The organism is Streptomyces sp. NPDC018019 (assembly GCF_044327805.1).
Taxonomy (GTDB): domain Bacteria; phylum Actinomycetota; class Actinomycetes; order Streptomycetales; family Streptomycetaceae; genus Streptomyces.
In genome coordinates, this window is sequence record NZ_JBIRGD010000014.1 from 163,719 (window position 1) to 178,515 (window position 14,797).

The 14,797-nt window shown below is 76.7% G+C and carries 14 protein-coding genes; 2 read left to right on the forward strand and 12 right to left on the reverse strand.

Going from position 1 to position 14,797, the window contains the following annotated elements:
* Window positions 1–40 precede the first annotated feature (40 nt).
* From ACH4FX_RS23460 to ACH4FX_RS23515, 12 genes are all read right to left on the reverse strand, one after another.
* Window positions 41–964: a glycosyltransferase family 2 protein gene (locus tag ACH4FX_RS23460; RefSeq protein WP_398481910.1), complete on the reverse strand. Its 924-nt coding sequence runs from the start codon at window positions 962–964 to the stop codon at window positions 41–43.
* Complete coding sequence (rfaE2, locus tag ACH4FX_RS23465; RefSeq protein ID WP_398481912.1) at window positions 961–2,382, reverse strand: D-glycero-beta-D-manno-heptose 1-phosphate adenylyltransferase; 1,422 nt, start codon at window positions 2,380–2,382, stop codon at window positions 961–963. Before rfaE2 ends, ACH4FX_RS23460 begins: the two co-directional genes overlap by 4 nt.
* 34 nt (window positions 2,383–2,416) lie before the next feature.
* Window positions 2,417–3,064: an SIS domain-containing protein gene (locus ACH4FX_RS23470; RefSeq protein ID WP_398481914.1), complete on the reverse strand. Its 648-nt coding sequence runs from the start codon at window positions 3,062–3,064 to the stop codon at window positions 2,417–2,419.
* Between the two features lie 106 nt (window positions 3,065–3,170).
* Window positions 3,171–4,409, reverse strand: coding sequence for a glycosyltransferase (locus tag ACH4FX_RS23475; RefSeq protein WP_398481915.1), 1,239 nt, complete (start codon window positions 4,407–4,409; stop codon window positions 3,171–3,173).
* The gene (locus ACH4FX_RS23480) at window positions 4,406–5,371 is read right to left on the reverse strand and encodes a glycosyltransferase (protein ID WP_398481917.1); all 966 of its coding nucleotides are present in this window, start codon (window positions 5,369–5,371) and stop codon (window positions 4,406–4,408) included. Before ACH4FX_RS23480 ends, ACH4FX_RS23475 begins: the two co-directional genes overlap by 4 nt.
* Window positions 5,368–6,468, reverse strand: a complete 1,101-nt coding sequence (locus ACH4FX_RS23485; protein WP_398481919.1) for a glycosyltransferase family 9 protein — start codon at window positions 6,466–6,468, stop codon at window positions 5,368–5,370. Before ACH4FX_RS23485 ends, ACH4FX_RS23480 begins: the two co-directional genes overlap by 4 nt.
* Entirely contained in the window at window positions 6,465–7,169 is a 705-nt protein-coding gene (locus ACH4FX_RS23490) for a D-glycero-alpha-D-manno-heptose-1,7-bisphosphate 7-phosphatase (RefSeq protein WP_398481921.1), read from the reverse strand. Before ACH4FX_RS23490 ends, ACH4FX_RS23485 begins: the two co-directional genes overlap by 4 nt.
* An 18-nt stretch (window positions 7,170–7,187) precedes the next feature.
* Window positions 7,188–8,240, reverse strand: coding sequence for a glycosyltransferase family 2 protein (locus ACH4FX_RS23495; protein ID WP_398481923.1), 1,053 nt, complete (start codon window positions 8,238–8,240; stop codon window positions 7,188–7,190).
* The gene (locus ACH4FX_RS23500) at window positions 8,237–10,069 is read right to left on the reverse strand and encodes a carbamoyltransferase (protein WP_398481924.1); all 1,833 of its coding nucleotides are present in this window, start codon (window positions 10,067–10,069) and stop codon (window positions 8,237–8,239) included. Before ACH4FX_RS23500 ends, ACH4FX_RS23495 begins: the two co-directional genes overlap by 4 nt.
* Before the next feature lie 113 nt (window positions 10,070–10,182).
* Window positions 10,183–11,145: a UDP-glucuronic acid decarboxylase family protein gene (locus ACH4FX_RS23505; protein WP_398481926.1), complete on the reverse strand. Its 963-nt coding sequence runs from the start codon at window positions 11,143–11,145 to the stop codon at window positions 10,183–10,185.
* Window positions 11,146–11,398: 253 nt separating this feature from the next.
* The gene (locus tag ACH4FX_RS23510; RefSeq protein WP_398482074.1) at window positions 11,399–12,256 is read right to left on the reverse strand and encodes a polysaccharide pyruvyl transferase family protein; all 858 of its coding nucleotides are present in this window, start codon (window positions 12,254–12,256) and stop codon (window positions 11,399–11,401) included.
* 104 nt (window positions 12,257–12,360) lie between these two features.
* Window positions 12,361–13,461 (reverse strand): glycosyltransferase family 9 protein, encoded by a 1,101-nt coding sequence (locus ACH4FX_RS23515; RefSeq protein ID WP_398481928.1) that lies wholly within the window; start codon window positions 13,459–13,461, stop codon window positions 12,361–12,363.
* Window positions 13,462–13,726: 265 nt separating this feature from the next.
* Between ACH4FX_RS23515 and ACH4FX_RS23520 the strand changes: the two genes are divergently transcribed.
* Both ACH4FX_RS23520 and ACH4FX_RS23525 read left to right on the forward strand, forming a co-directional pair.
* Window positions 13,727–13,984: a hypothetical protein gene (locus ACH4FX_RS23520; protein ID WP_398481930.1), complete on the forward strand. Its 258-nt coding sequence runs from the start codon at window positions 13,727–13,729 to the stop codon at window positions 13,982–13,984.
* Window positions 13,985–14,019: 35 nt separating this feature from the next.
* Complete coding sequence (locus ACH4FX_RS23525; RefSeq protein ID WP_398482076.1) at window positions 14,020–14,361, forward strand: hypothetical protein; 342 nt, start codon at window positions 14,020–14,022, stop codon at window positions 14,359–14,361.
* Window positions 14,362–14,797 lie beyond the last annotated feature (436 nt).

The window sequence follows — 14,797 nt, forward strand, 5'->3', positions numbered from 1 at the left end:
GGCGGCGTACCCCGCAGGAGTACGCAGGAGCCGGGCCCGGTCACGGCCCCGCCTCCAGCGCCCGTACACGGGCTTCCACCGCCGGGGGCAGCGGCCGGCGGCGGGCGAGGGCGGCCGGCAGCCGCCGTACCGCTTGGGCCAGCGCCAGCCGGGCTTCCGGGTCCGTACGGCCGTCCAGCGCCAGCCGCAGCGTGTGGGCGGCGGCGTGCCGCAGGGGGCGGCGCAGCCACGCGGTGAGCAGGACATTGCGGCGTACCCGGGCCGCGCGGCCGGGCCGCGGCGCGCCGCCCGCGCCGTCGGGCTGGTGCCGGGCGACGAGCGCGGGGCAGTAGGCGACACCCCAGCCGGCCGCCTCCAGGTCCAGGGCCAGCAGCGTCTCCTCGGCACCGAAGTGGAGCACGGGGTGGTAGCCGCCGGCCGCCAGGAAGGCGTCACGGCGGGCGACGGCGGCGCAGCCCAGGAAGCCGAGCACCGACGGTCCCGGCAGGTCGGGTTCGCGGCCCAGCGGGGAGGCGGCGAGCACGGCGTTGAGCGGATCGGGAACGGCGTCCGGTCCCACCAGGGTCGCGGCGGCGGCCAGCCCCAGCCGCGGATGCGCCGCGAACACCTCGGCGGCCCGTGTCAGTGCGCCGGGCTCCCACCACGAGTCGTCGTCGCTGAACGCCACGAGCGGCGTGCCGAGCACGGCGGCCCCGTACGTCCGGCCGACCGCGCCGAGATTGCGGCCCGGCGTCAGGACCCGTACGGCCGGGAAGCGTGCGCGCACGGCGTCCGCGGTGCCGTCCGACGAGCCGTTGTCCACGACCACCACGGGCGGCTCCTCGGGCAGCCGCGTCACCCGCTCCAGCGTCGCGAGCAGGCGCTCGCGCCGGTCCCGGGTGATCATGACGATGCCCACCCGCGGGGCGGGCCCGGTGTCCCGCACCGGCACGGCGGCGGGCAGCCCTGCCGTCCGCGCGGTCACGGCCGGTACTCCGGACCCGGCGCGGCGGCGCGGGCCGCACGCCGCGCCAGCGCGGTCGTCGACCTGCCGTCCAGATACGGCAGCACCAGCGCCTGGCCGCCCCACTCCTGGAGCGTGGCCGCCTCCGGCAGCGCGTCCACCGAGTAGTCGCCGCCCTTGACCCACACATCGGGCCGCAGCCGCCGCAGCAGCTCGACGGGCGAGTCCTCGTCGAACACCGCGACGGCGTCCACGCTGCCCAGCCCGGCCAGCACCCGGGTGCGGTCCGCCGCCCGGGTGAGCGGCCGTCCCGGGCCTTTCAGACGGGTGACGGAGGCGTCGGAATTGACGCAGACGATGAGGCAGTCACCGATCCGCCGGGCGCTCTCCAGCAGCCCGACGTGCCCGGCGTGCAGGAGGTCGAAGCAGCCGCCGGTGGCGACCACCGTGCCGCCCCTGGCCTGTACGGACCGGGCCAGTTCGAACGGGTCGGCGGGCCGTGCCGCCGTCGGCCGGTCCGCCGGGGGCGCGGTGCGCCACAGGGTCCGGTTGCCCGCGCCGCCCGCCGCGACGAACGCGGCGGCCTCGGCGACCGCCCGCTGCACGGCCTCCTCGGGCAGCCCGCCGTCGGCCAGCGCGGCAGCCGCCGTGGCGGCGAAGCAGTCGCCCGCCCCGCACGGGTCGCCGTCGGCCCGGTACGGCGCCGGCACCAGCATCGGCGAGTCGCTGCCCGCCCTGGCCAGCAGCGCGCCGCGCGCGCCGAGCGTCACCGCGACGGCCGCGGCCCGCCATTCGGCGGCCAGTTGGGCCCCCCGTACGGCACAGGCGTGCAGCGACCGGTCCTCGCCGGAGGTCAGCGCCCGCGCCTCGGAGGCGTTGGGCGTGACCAGCCGCGCACCCGGCACCGGGCTGTCGCCCTTCGGATGCGGGTCCCACAGCAGCGGGACGCGGCGCGCCACGTCGGCGAGCAGGCCGCGGACCGCCGTCGCGGTGCCGCGCCCGTAGTCGGCGACGAGGACGGCGCGTGCCCCGGCGAGCGCCTCGCGCACCTCGGGTCCGGGCTGGCCCGGCCGCCCGCCGCCGCGGTCGAACCGCACCAGGGGACGGCCGGACGCCATCACCCGGGTCTTCTCCGGCAGCCGGCCCTCCAGCGGGATCTCCACCAGGCGTACGACGCCGTGCAGCGCGCGCCGTACCGCCTCGCTCGCCGGGTCGTCCCCCAGCGCGGTCACCAGGACCACGTCCCGCCCGGACCGTCCGGAACACCCGGACCGCGCGGCCAGCTTGGCGGCGAGTCCGGCGCCGCCCGGCCGGCTGCGGTCGTCGGTCACGTCCACGACCGGGGCGGGCGCGTCCGGGGCCAGCCGCGAGGACGCGCCGTCGATGTCCCGGTCCAGCAGTACGTCCCCCACGACGACGAGGGGCTGACGGGCGGTCATGGGCACCTCCCGGAGCCGGTGCCGCGCCGGGCGCTCACCGCACACCGTCCCGGTCCGCCACCGCGACCTCCAGCGGGACGTCCGCGGCGGCCGGCGCGGGCGGCGGCGCGGCGCTGACGGCGTCGAAGTGCTCGCACAGGATGTGCACCGCGATCAGGTGCGCCTCCTGCACCGTCGCGTTGCTGGCGGACTCCACGCACACCGCCTCGTCGGCGGCGTCGGCCAGCGGATTGGGCCGCGGTCCGGTCAGCGCCCAGACGCGCAGTCCGGCGTCCCGCGCGGTCTCGGCGGCGGCCAGCAGGTTGCCGCTGCGGCCGGAGGTGGACAGCAGCAGGAGCACGTCGCCGGGGCGGCCGTGCGCGGCCACCTGCCGGGCGTAGACCTGCTCGAAGCCGTAGTCGTTGCCGATGGCGGTGACGCTGGAGGTCTCGGCGTGCAGCGCGATGGCCGAATAGGCGGGGCGGTCGTGCTGGTAGCGGCCGACGAGTTCGGCCGTCAGATGCTGGGCCTGGGCGGCGCTGCCGCCGTTGCCCGCGGCGAGCAGCCGGCCGCCCACCGGCAGCACGGCGCCGAGGTGGGTCCCCCAGTCGGCTATCCGGCGCAGGTGGTGGCGGCGCAGCTGGTGCACCGCGTCCTGGAGCGACTGGCAGTGGCGGTGTGCGGCGTCGAGGGGCTGGCTCATGGTCGTCGGGCTCCCGGGAGCGCTCCGGGGCCCGCACCTCCTTCACACGTCTGCGGCGGGGTGGTCAGGGCGTCGGCCGGTTGCCGGGCGGTGGGCGGCCCGGTGATCAGGCCACCTCGGTGACGGCGGGCCGCGGGCTCAGCACGCCGCGGTACACGGCCTCGGTGCCGGCCGCGACCTGCTCCCAGCCGTACCGGGCCAGCACGCGCCGGCGGCCCGCGGCACCGCAGGCGGCCCGCCGCTCGCCGTCCAGGAGCAGTTCGCCGGCCGCGTGGGCCAGCGCGGCCGGATCGCGGGGCGGCACCAGCCGTCCGCAGTCCGGGTCGGCGACGGTGTCCAGCTGCCCGCCGACCGCGGTGGCCACCACCGGCGTCCCGCAGGCCATGGCCTCCAGCGGCACGATGCCGAACGGCTCGTAGTCCGCCGGGCACAGCACCACGTCGGCGGCGCGCAGCAGCGCCGGTACGTCCTCGCAGCGCACGCCGCCGGTGAAGGTCACCCGGTCGGCCACCCCGGCGGCGCGGGCCAGTTCGCGCAGCCGCCGTACCTCCGGGTCCTGGTCGAGCCGGTCCTCCGGCGGCCCGCCGGCGATGACGAGCCGGGCCTCGGGCAACCGGGCCAGCGCGGCGACGGAGACCTCCGCGCCCTTGCGGGGGACCAGCCGGCCGAGCTGGAGGAGCAGCGGCCGGTGCGCGCCGTGGTCGGCGACCGGCCCGTCGGGCGTGAAGCGCGCGGTGTCCACCCCGCACGGCACCACGCTGACCTTGCTGTCGCCGATGCCCATCCGGCCCAGCTCGGCGACCTCGTCGCGGCAGGTGGCGATGATCCGGTCGCAGCCCTCGCCCACCTCGATCTCGCTGGTGACGCGGGAGCGCGGGCTGGTGTCGGCGTCGCCCTGGTGGCGCCGCTTGACGGTGCCCAGCGCGTGGTACGTGTGGGCCAGCGGCAGCCCCAGCTCACGGGTGGCCCGGAGCGCGGCCAGACCGGACATCCAGAAGTGCGAGTGGACCACGTCCGGTGTCCGTACCCGCCACTCGGCGGCCAGCCAGTCGCCGAACGCCGGCATGTACGGCCACAGGGAGTCCTTGGGCACGTGCCGCGGGGGCCCGGCGGGGACGTGCCGGACCCGTACGCCGGGCCGCAGCACCACCTCGTCCGGCAGGCCGGCGGCGTCCCGCCGGGTGTACACGGTCACCCGGTGCCCCCGGTCGGACAGCGCACCGGCCAGGCGCGCGACGTGGACGTTCTGGCCGCCCGCATCGACGCCGCCGAGCACCGCCAGCGGACTGGCGTGCTCGGACACGAGCGCGACGGACAGGCGCGGGATGTTGCCGTGAGGGGTCATGCTTGCACCTCCGTGATCAGGCGTTCCCAGTCGTGCAGGAAGCGCTTGAGCCCGTAGCGCTCCAGGGCCGCCTGGCGGGCCCGCGCGCCGTCCTCGGCCGCCGCGTCCGGGTCCTCCAGGTACGTCCGGGCGGCTCGGGCCAGGACCTCGGGCCGGTTGGAGAGCGTGCCGGCGCCGGGTGGCACCGCCTCGGCGGCCTCGGTGGTGGCCAGGGCCACCACCGGCATGCCCAGGTGCATGGCCTCCAGCAGTGACAGGCCGAGCGAGGTCCAGCGCACCGGGTGCAGGTAGAGCCGCCGCTCGGCCATCGCCGCGTGCAGTTCGGCCTGCGGGAGGTCGGCCGTGCGGCAGCGGTCCGCCGGCAGGCCCAGGTGCTCGGCGAGGCCGTCGGTGCGCATGCCGAAGACGTCCAGCGGCGCGGCGGCCGACAGCTGCGGCAGCAGGTCGGTGCCGACCGTACGGCCGCGGCGGACCGGTTCGTTGACGACGACGGCGGCCCGTTCGATCCGGCCGGTGTACCGGTGGCCGGGGTCCACGATGCCGTGCTCGATCACTTCCGTACGGGTGCCGCCGTTGTCCCAGAACAGCCGGTTGAAGTGGGTGACGTGCACCAGCACCAGGTCGTCCCGGTCGGCGCACGGGTGGCGGGTGTGCGGCACGTCGCCGTCCGGCGCGTTGTGCTCCAGGTAGACGGCGGGCACGTCCCGGCCGGGGCGGCGCCCGCCCAGCCAGCGCTCCGCCAGTTCGGCCTCGTGCGGCCGTTGCAGCACGACCAGGTCCACCGGGGCGTGCCGCAGCTCCGCCGGGGTCTTCTCCACCACCGATTCGGGCCAGGGGAAGGTCCGGGCCCGGCCCAGCCCGTCGGGGCCGCGGTCGGGCGTGACCGGCACCAGATAGGTGTGCGGTCCCTGGACGAACGCGGTCGTCCAGGACCCGTGGACATGCCAGAGCAGGATGTTCATACAGTCGCACCTCGTTCGGTGTCGGTCGCGGTCCGGGCGGTGCCGCCCGGCCGGCGGGCGGTCCCGGGCGCGCCGCGGGCGGCGCCGGGGCCGGTCAGCCGGGACACGGCCGCGAGCAGCGCGGTGTCGCTGACCGTGTCGAGACAGGGGTGGCCGGGCACCGGGCACCGCCGGGCGCGGCTGCCCGCGCACGGCGCGTCCTGGTCGCCCAGCAGCACGTGCGGCACGCCGTAGGGCGCCCACAGCCGCGCGGGCACCACCGGCGCGAACAGGCAGACGACCGGCGTCCGCACGGCGGCGGCCAGGTGCGCGGGGCCGGTGTTGCCGACGACCACCGTCCGCGCGCCGGCCAGCACCCCGGCGAGCTGGTGCACGTCGGTGCGCCCGCCGAGGTCCAGCGCGTGGCCGCCCGCGACGGCGGCGGTCAGCTCCCGCTCGCCGGGCCCGCCGGTGACCACGACCCGGTGCCCGGCCGCGCTCAGCGCGCCCGCCGCCCGCGCCGCCCGCGCGGCGCTCCAGGCGCGGGCCGGCACCGCCGCGCCGGGGTGCAGCACGACGTACGGATCGCTGCCGGTCAGCGGCGTGGTGTCGGGCGGCGGCAGGACGCCGAGGCCGCCGTCGTCGCCGGGCGGCAGCGCGAACCCGGCGTCCCGCGCGAGGTCCAGCGCCGCCTCGGCCTCGTGCCGGTGCGGCTTGCGGTGGTGCCGCAGGTCCAGCAGCGCGCCGGGGTAGTCCACGCTGTCCGCCGCGATCCAGCCGATCCCGGCCAGCTTCAGCAGCAGCGCGGCCGGCAGCGGGCTCTGGTGGTACGAGACCAGCACCAGCGCCCGGTCGAACCGGCCCGCCGCCAGGGTGTCCACCAGCTCCTCGGTGATCCGCCGGTCCACCGGGGCGGGCCGCAGGCCCACCCACGGCGCGTCGTGGACGATCACCTCGTCCACACCGGGCAGCAGCCGCGCCGCGCGCTCGCCCAGCGGACCGCACAGCATCGCGGTGTACGACGAGCCCGCCGCCACGGCACGCACCGCCGGCCCGGCCAGCAGCACGTCGCCCGCGCTGTCCAGCCGGACCACCAGCGTCCGCGGAGCAGAGGTCATACGGCGTCCTCCCCGGTGCTCCGGCCGTGCAGCAGCAGCCGTACGGCACCCGGCAGATCGCGCGCGTACTCCCGCGCCGTGACGACCTCCTCCGCCCGTGTCATCGGCGTCGGGACGAGCACGCCGCGCGCGCCGGCGGCCCGTGCCGCGGCCACGTCCGCGCCGATGTCGCCGACGACGGCGGTGCGCGCGGGGGAGACGCCGAGGTACGCACAGGCGGCGAGGACCAGACCGGGCGCGGGCTTGCGGCAGCCGCAGCCGTCACCGGGCCCGTGCGGGCACACCGCCCACACACCGAACGGCCCGAGCCGCGCGTCGATCTCCTGCCGCACGGCCGCGACCTGGTCGCCGGTCAGCAGGCCGCGGGCGACGCCGGACTGGTTGCTCACCACGCCGACCGCCAGCCCGCGGGCCCGCAGCGCGTCCACCGCCGCCCGTGCGCCGGGCATCGGCTCCACCAGCGACGGGTCGCCGTTGTACGGCACATCGGCCACCAGCGTCCCGTCCCGGTCGAAGAGCACCGCCTCCAGCGGGCCCGTAGCACCGGGCGGCGGCGGGCCTGCGGGAACCGGAACCCGCGCCGGGTTCCGCCGTCCCGGCGCGTACAGCCACAGGTGCCCGGTCTCCTCGCGGTCCGCCGCCGAGTCCGCGACCGCCGTGGCCCCGCGCGCGCTTGGCGCGGGGTTCCGGTACCTGTCCAAGGGGTGCGTATCCACGGGCTACACCCGCTCCGGCACCGGCTGCGGCGTGGCCTGCGGCACCGCGGGCACCGGCCGTACGCTCAGCGGCGCCACCCGGCGGTGCCGCAGCAGACCGCGCAGCCAGTGCCCGGTGGCGGCCGGCGGGATGAGCACACTGGTCACCGCCATCGTGGCCACCTCGTCCCGGGTACGGGGGCCGGGCGCGATCCGCGCCCACGCGAACTCGGCCGTACCGCCCAGCCACAGCCCGGCCAGCGCCGCCGCCGTCCGCCGCCGGCCGGCCGCGGCACAGACCAGCGAGGCCCCCGCCGCCGCCGTCACCGCCAGGTGCCACGGCAGCCGGCCGCGCGGCGCGTCCGCGTGGTGCCACCAGTCCGGGCCGTGCTTGCGGGTCATCAGGACGTCGTCCGCGTTGCCCGCCTGGAGCCGTACGGAGACCCAGCGGTCGGCGGGGCGCACCGGATGGGTGGTGCGGCGGGTACCGGACGCCAGCGTCCAGCCGGCCGCCAGGACCCGCAGCGCCAGGTCGGCGTCCTCCCGGAAGGCGCGCCGGAACCGCTCGTCGAAGCCGTCCACGGACTCCAGCGCGTCCCGCCGGTACGCCATGTCCGCGGTGATCCACTTGGCGGTGGCCAGCCCGGCGGTGTTGCGCTCCCAGTCGGTGGACCGGCGCTCGGCGGGCACCGGCACGGCGATCCGCGCGGTGATCCCGGCGGTGCGCGGCGACGCGGCGGCCAGGTCGGCGGCCAGGTCCGTGCCCCAGGTGGGACCGGGCACCACATCGTCGTCCAGGAACACCACCCACGGGGTGGCGTCCGCCGCCCGCCAGCCGGTGTTGCGGGCCGCGGCCGGTCCCCGGGCGCAGCCCGGCACGACCTTCGTCCGGTCCCGCAGCGCTCCGGGGATCTCGGCGGGCAGCGGGGTGCAGTCGTCCAGTGCCCGGTCGTCCACCAGCACGATCTGGAGCGGCTGCGGCCCCTCGGCCGCGGCCAGCGCGCGCAGGCACGCCGTCAGACTGGGCCGCCCGAGTGTCGGGATCACCACCGTGTAGTCGGTGGGCGGCGAGGTCATCGCACCGCCTCCTCACCGCTGTCCGCGACCGGCAGCCGCGCGGGCTCGGCCAGTTGGCCGTACGAGGCGGGCGCCAGCGGCTCGTCGCCACCGGACGGAAGGCCGGATGCGGTCCCGGATGCGGTCCCGGACGGGGTCCCGTCCGGGAAGGACAGCACCTCGGCGGGGTGCCGCGCCGACCGGTTCCCGGCGGCGAAGAACTCCTCCCGCCGCACCGCGAACGGGCCGATGGCCAGCAGGTCCACGGGGGTGGAGCCGAAGCACTCCAGCGCGTCCCGCGGGTCGTCGACCATCGGCCGGCCCGCGGTGTTCAGGCTGGTGTTGACGACGACGGGCAGCCCCGTGCGCCGCTCGAACTCGGCCAGCATCCGGGCCACCAGCGGCTCGTCGGCCGGGTCCACGGTCTGGATGCGGGCGGTGCCGTCCACGTGCACCACGGCCGGGATGCGCTCCCGCCACTCCTTGGCCACGTCGTGCACGAACAGCATGTACGGGCTGGGCAGCTGACCGTCGAAGATCCTGCCCGCCCGGTCGGCCAGCACCATCGGCGCCACCGGCCGGAACTGCTCACGCCCCTTGACGTCGTTGAGCCGCTCCAGGTTCGCGGAGTGGCCCGGGTGCGCCATCAGGGAACGGTGCCCGAGCGCCCGCGGCCCGTACTCCGAACGCCCCTGGAACCACGCCACGATGGAGTTCTCCGCCAGCGCCTCCGCGACGGTCGCGGCGATGTCCGCGGGCCGCTCGAAGGGGACGGCGGCGGTCCGCAGCCACGCCTCCAGCTCCGCGTCGGACCAGCCGCGGCCGAGGTCGGCGCCGGGCATCGGCGCGGGCTCCTCGCCGCCGTCGGCGCTCAGCAGCAGCGCGCCGCCGAGCGCGGTGCCCGCGTCACCGGCCGCCGGCTGCACCCACACCCGGTCGAACGGTCCCTCGCGCGCGATCCGGGCGTTGGCCACGCAGTTCAGCGCCACCCCGCCGGCCAGTGTCAGCACGCTGTCGTGTGTCCGGCCGTGCAGCCAGCGGGCCAGGTCCAGCAGCGTCTCCTCCAGGACCAGCTGGGCGCTGGCCGCGAGGTCCGCGTGCGCCTGGCTCCACGGCTCGTCCGGGTGGCGCGGCACACTCAGGTCGGTCCACGGCACATGCGCGGCGTGGAAGCCGCCGTCGCCCGTCGGGTACACGTAGCGGCGCAGCTCGGGCAGCATCCGGGGGGTGCCGTACGAGGCCAGCGCCATCACCTTGAACTCGTCGGAGGAGCGCAGGAATCCCAGGTGCGCGGTCAGCTCCTCGTAGACCAGGCCGAGCGAGTGCGGCAGCTCCTGCGCGTACAGCGGCTCCAGCTTGCCCTGGACGCGCTGCGCGGCCAGATGCGAGGTGGCCTCGCCGCGGCCGTCGAGGACGAGCACCGAGCAGTTGTCGGCGTCCGGCGCGGCGAAGGCGGCGGACGCGGCGTGTGCCATGTGGTGCGGGACGAAGCGCACCCGCTGCGGATCGAGCCCGGGCAGCGCGGTCTTGAGGAACCCCGGGGCCTCGCGCGCGTACGTCAGGCGCAGGTGGTCCCAGGGGTCGTCCAGGCCCATCTGGTCGGCGGGCCGGGCGAGCCGGGGGTCGAAGGAGTATGCCACCGCGTCCAGGTCCTCGGGGCGCAGGCCGGCCGTGGCCAGGCACCAGGCGGCGGCCTGTTCGGGCATCTCCCAGGCGGAGAAGGGCACCGGCCGCTTGCCGTGTTTGCGCCGCGAGAAGCGTTCCTCCTCGGCGGCGGCGACGGTCTGCCCGTCGACGACGAGGGCGGCGGCGGGGTCGTGGAAGAGCGCGTTGATGCCGAGAATGCGCATGGAAGTTCGCTGGCCTTTCGTGGGGAGGGACGGCGGCCGGCCGCCGTCCGGTCGGGGGCGGCCCGGACGCCGCGGGCCCCGGTTTCCGGCCGCGGCCGGAACGGGAGGCGGTGTCAGGCCCCTTGCCGCTTGCGGAACCAGTCGACGGTGCGCGCCAGACCGTCCCGTGCCGCCACCTCGGGCTCCCACTGGAGCTTGCCGCGGGCCATGGTGATGTCGGGGCAGCGGACCGCGGGGTCGTCGGTGGGCCGTTCGATGAACCGGATCCGGGAACGCGAGCCGGTCAGGTCGATGATCAGCTGGGCCAGGTCGAGCATGGTGATCTCGACCGGGTTGCCGAGGTTCACCGGGCCGCGCAGATCGGAGGCGGCCGCCGCGAGGATGCCCCGGACGGTGTCGTCCACATGGCACAGCGAGCGGGTCTGCCGCCCGTCCCCGGTGACCGTGAGCGGCTCCCCGGCCAGCGCCTGCCGGATGAAGGTCGGCACCGCCCGGCCGTCGTGGCCGCGCATCCGCGGCCCGTAGGTGTTGAACAGCCGCACGATGCCGGTGTCGGTGCCGTGGGTGCCCGCCTCGGCGGTCGTCAGCGCCTCGCTGAAACGTTTCGCCTCGTCGTACACGCTCCGGGGGCCGACCGGGTTGACGTTGCCCCAGTACGTCTCGCTCTGCGGGTGCTGCTGCGGATCGCCGTAGACCTCGGAGGTCGAGGCGAGGAGGAAGCGCGCCCCGTGCGAGCGGGCCACCGCGAGCGCGTTGCGCGTCCCCAGGCTGCCGGTGTCCAGCGTGTGCAGGGGCAGCCGCAGGTAGTCGGCGGGCGAGGCGGGGGAGGCGAAGTGCAGGACGAGGTCCACCTCGCGCCCGATCCGGAACGGCTCGGTGACGTCGGCCTCCACGAACGTGAACCCGGACCGCCCCTTGAGGTGGGCTATGTTCTCCCGCGCTCCGGTGCTCAGGTCGTCCACGCAGGTCACGGAGGTTCCCTGGGCCAGCAGGGCGGTGCACAGGTGCGAACCGACGAAACCCGCGCCGCCGGTCACCACGGCGTGTTTCCAGGTCCGGGACAGGGCGGCGTTCATGGGGTCTCCCTCGACTAGGGGTCTACCGGACACCGGGTGCCTCGCCAGCCCCATAAGAAACGTCACGCTCGGCGACACTGCGTACGCCTATGGCATCGCTTAAGCTGAAAAGTCGCCGCACGGCGGGGCGTTCCGGCCCGGTGGCGGTCCGCAGCGGTCAATTCCCGTACGTCAGGCCGTACGCACCCCGTACGTCACCCCGTGTGTCGAAGGGACATGGCCACCGGTGCCCGCCCCGGACACCGCCGCACAGTCACCCGTACGGCCGGGCCAGCGACCGCAGCAGCCCGCCGAGCAGCCCGTCCCCGTCCGGCGGCAGCGTGTGCGGCACGGTCTGCGCCCGGCCCTGCGGCGACAGGCACCAGGCGAACAGCCGGTCCAGCTCGGCGGCCCCCGCCTGCTCGCAGCGCAGGACGGCCGGCCAGCCCAGCGCCGCCGCCTGCGCGCTGACCTTCGCCCCGCCCTCGACCGGATCGACGGCGAGCGCCGGGGTGCCCGCACGCAGGGCCAGCACCATGCCGTGCAGCCGGGTCGTCACCACCACGTCCAGCCGGGCCAGCACCGCGTGCAGTTCGTCCGGCGTCGCGGGCAGCCGCCAGTCCCGTGAGTCCAGCCGGGTGTCCAGCGGCAGGCGCGCCGCCTCCACGGTGGCCAGCCAGTCCGTCAGCGTCCCGGTGACCTCGTCGTGCCGGCGCCGGGCGCCGTACTCGTGCTGCCCGCCGGTCAGCACGACGCCGACGAGCGGCACACGGGACGGTCCGGGGGCCCGCAGGCTCAGGTCCTGCGCGCCGGTCCGCTGCCCGGCCAGGTCGCGGGCCAGCACCTCGTCGAACCGGGTCACGGCCGGATCGTCCGGATCGGGTACGGACACGCCGACGGCGACCCGGCGGCAGCGGGCGAACCGGTCGTGCAGCGCGAGCAGCGGGCTTCGCCCGCCGTCCGGCGACGGCCGCGAGTGCACCGGGCCGCAGGCGAAGACCAGATCGGTGTAGGCGGTGGGGTCGGCGTCGTCCAGGTGCAGCGCGTCCGGCCGGAACACCGGCGACCAGGCCGTGTCGTACCCGATCCCGGCACCGCGCAGCGCGTCCTGCACCGCCTCGGCCGCGAGCATGTCCCCGGCCGTCACCTCGCCGTGCAGAAAGCTGAACCAGCCGGTGAGCAGGACGCGGTGGCCCTGCGCGGGGACGGCCACCGGCCCGCGCCGCTCCGGCGCCCTCACGACGCCGGGACCGGTACCGGCGCCGTTTCCGGGACCGGCACCGGTTGCGTCCTCGCTGCTGCTGCGGGCGCCGTGGCCGCCCGTTCCGGCAGCCGTACGGGCTCCGGCAGCCGTGCCACGGCCGTCAGCACCTCCGCCGCGGTGATCCGCAGCAGTCGCCGGTCCGGCTGCCCACCGTGTGCGTCGCCGGGACGGGCCCGGTCCAGGTGGTCCGGGTGCCACAGCACCTGGTGCCGGGGCAGGCCGGGCGGACCCCACAGGCGGGGTGCGACCGGCCCGAAGAGCACCACGGACGGCGTGCCGAGCGCGCTGGCGAGGTGCGCCAGCCCGGTGTCGCCCACGATCACCGCGCGCGCCTGCGCGACCAGCGCCGCCAGCTCCCCGAACGGCACGTCCGACGAGCCGCCCAGGACCGCCGACGGAGGCAGCCCGGCCTGGACGGCGACCTGCCGGGCCAGTGGCCCCTCGCCGGCCCCCGCGGTGACGACGACCCGGTGCCCCGCGCGGTGCAGGGCGTGCGCCACCGCGGCGAACCGTTCCGGCGGCCAGCGGCGCGCCGCGGCGTCCGCGCCCGGGTGCACCACCACCGCGCCCGGCGCCGGGGAAGGCGCCGACGGCGTGCCGATCCGCAGGTCGTCCGGGTCCGCCGGAACGCCGTACCAGGTCAGCAGCCGGCACCAGCGGCTGCGCTCGTGCTCGTCCTCCCGCCAGACCGGGCCCGCGATCCGGGGCATGGCGGGGTGCGCGTACGCGAACAGCCGGACCGGGCGCAGCGCCTGCAACGGCAGGTGACTGGCGGGCCCGTTGCCGTGCAGGTCCACGGCGACGGCCGGCGGCGGGCCGGTCCAGTCGATCGTCCGCGGCACCGCGCGGCCGGGCGCGGAGGCGGGCAGCAGCCGGTCGACCACGCCCGTCGCCGCGGCGGCCTCGGCCAGCCGGGCCGGCGCGGCCAGCACCAGCTCGTGCTCCGGATGGGCGGTACGCAGCGCCCGCAGTGCGGGCACCGCCGTCAGCAGATCCCCCAGGCCGAGCGCCCGGAGGACGAGGATGCGCGGCCGGTCGGCGCGGGCGAGCGGACGCGGGCGGGCCGAGGTCATACGAGTGCCTCCTTGGCATTCCGCCGGAGCCCTGGGGGTGTCGGCGGGGGGCGGTACGGGGCTGCGCGGGCCCGGCCTCGCACGGGCGCGGACCGCTGTCACCAATGTGCGGTCACCACCGGCACCCCGCGACCGCATGGGGCCCGGCGGGGGGCTCGCCGGTTACGAGTGCCCGCCGGGGCTTTCACGTACTCGTGCGCCGTCGGAAGGCCTTCGGGGTACGGGTACGTACCCGTACCCTTGAGTGATGGAGAGGAGTATGGCGATGTCTGATGCCAACGTCCGGATTCCGGAAGAAGCCAAGGAGCGACTGGCCGCGATAGCTGCCGGTGAGGGCTTGTCGCTGCGGGCCTATCTGGCCCGTCTCGCCGACACCCTGCTGACGCCGCAGGAGCGGGCCGAGCAGGCCGAACAGGCCCGTGCGGCGCTGCACCGGTGGACGGGGTACGCCCCGGGCCCGGCCGAACAACAGGACCTGGACGAGGAACTGGACCGGCGCCTGGCCCGGGCGGTCGGCCGGTGAGCGAACCGGTGCACGTCGTCCTCGACGACACGGCGATGGCCGCGGCCGGGCGGGGCAACGTCCTCGTCTCGCGGCTGATCCACCGGGCCCACGCCGAGGCGGGCTGGTTCCTCTACGCCCCGGCGTGCGCGCTGGTGGAAGCCGACCGGGCCCGCCCCGGGACGGCCGAGCACCTCGCCGCCCTGCCCGGCATCACCGTCCTCGACCTGGACCTTCCGGCCGCCCTGGCGGTGGCGCAAGGCGAAACGTGGGCGGCGGCGCACGCCGAGCACGCCGCGCAGCCCACCCCCGACCGCCCCGGCGGGGCAGTCATCGCCACGACCCTGCCCCAGCGGTGGGAAGGCCGGCCGGTCCGCGTCCTCGATCTCACGCCCTGACCGCAGGAGCGGCGCTCTCCGCCCCGGTCCGGGCCCCTGTGAGCAACCCCACGAACCTCCTGGAACCCTTGCGGCACAAGGGCTCCAGAGGGTTCGCACGGGTCTGCGGCGCGCTCCGCTCCCGAGCGGGTCTTCCCCCGCCCGGGAGCCGTCTGTGAACATGTGGGATTGCTGTGCCTGGAAGGGTCCGCCGCCGCGGACCGGAGTGAGGCCGGCATCCCGACCGAATCGGCGCCCACGGCGTGCACGCTGTCGTGCCCCGTGCCCGCCGAGCCGCTCTCCGAGCCTGCTGGGCTCTTCACGAAGTCTTCGCCGCTGTGTCTTTCTCCGTCCGTTCCGCTGCCCGTGTCCCGGCGCAGTCGGACTCCCGTCCGGACTCCCACGAAACGATTCCCGCACCGGAAACCCCCGAAACGGTCGAAACCGAAAAAAATGT

Coding starts and splice junctions, on each gene's coding strand:
- rfaE2 (WP_398481912.1), bottom strand. CDS start 2,382: ATGACCGCCCGTCAGCCCCTCGTCGTCGTGGGGGACGTACTGCTGGAC.
- ACH4FX_RS23470 (WP_398481914.1), bottom strand. CDS start 3,064: ATGAGCCAGCCCCTCGACGCCGCACACCGCCACTGCCAGTCGCTCCAG.
- ACH4FX_RS23475 (WP_398481915.1), bottom strand. CDS start 4,409: ATGACCCCTCACGGCAACATCCCGCGCCTGTCCGTCGCGCTCGTGTCC.
- ACH4FX_RS23480 (WP_398481917.1), bottom strand. CDS start 5,371: ATGAACATCCTGCTCTGGCATGTCCACGGGTCCTGGACGACCGCGTTC.
- ACH4FX_RS23485 (WP_398481919.1), bottom strand. CDS start 6,468: ATGACCTCTGCTCCGCGGACGCTGGTGGTCCGGCTGGACAGCGCGGGC.
- ACH4FX_RS23495 (WP_398481923.1), bottom strand. CDS start 8,240: ATGACCTCGCCGCCCACCGACTACACGGTGGTGATCCCGACACTCGGG.
- ACH4FX_RS23500 (WP_398481924.1), bottom strand. CDS start 10,069: ATGCGCATTCTCGGCATCAACGCGCTCTTCCACGACCCCGCCGCCGCC.
- ACH4FX_RS23505 (WP_398481926.1), bottom strand. CDS start 11,145: ATGAACGCCGCCCTGTCCCGGACCTGGAAACACGCCGTGGTGACCGGC.
- ACH4FX_RS23510 (WP_398482074.1), bottom strand. CDS start 12,256: ATGCTCGCGGCCGAGGCGGTGCAGGACGCGCTGCGCGGTGCCGGGATC.
- ACH4FX_RS23515 (WP_398481928.1), bottom strand. CDS start 13,461: ATGACCTCGGCCCGCCCGCGTCCGCTCGCCCGCGCCGACCGGCCGCGC.
- ACH4FX_RS23520 (WP_398481930.1), top strand. CDS start 13,727: ATGTCTGATGCCAACGTCCGGATTCCGGAAGAAGCCAAGGAGCGACTG.
- ACH4FX_RS23525 (WP_398482076.1), top strand. CDS start 14,020: ATGGCCGCGGCCGGGCGGGGCAACGTCCTCGTCTCGCGGCTGATCCAC.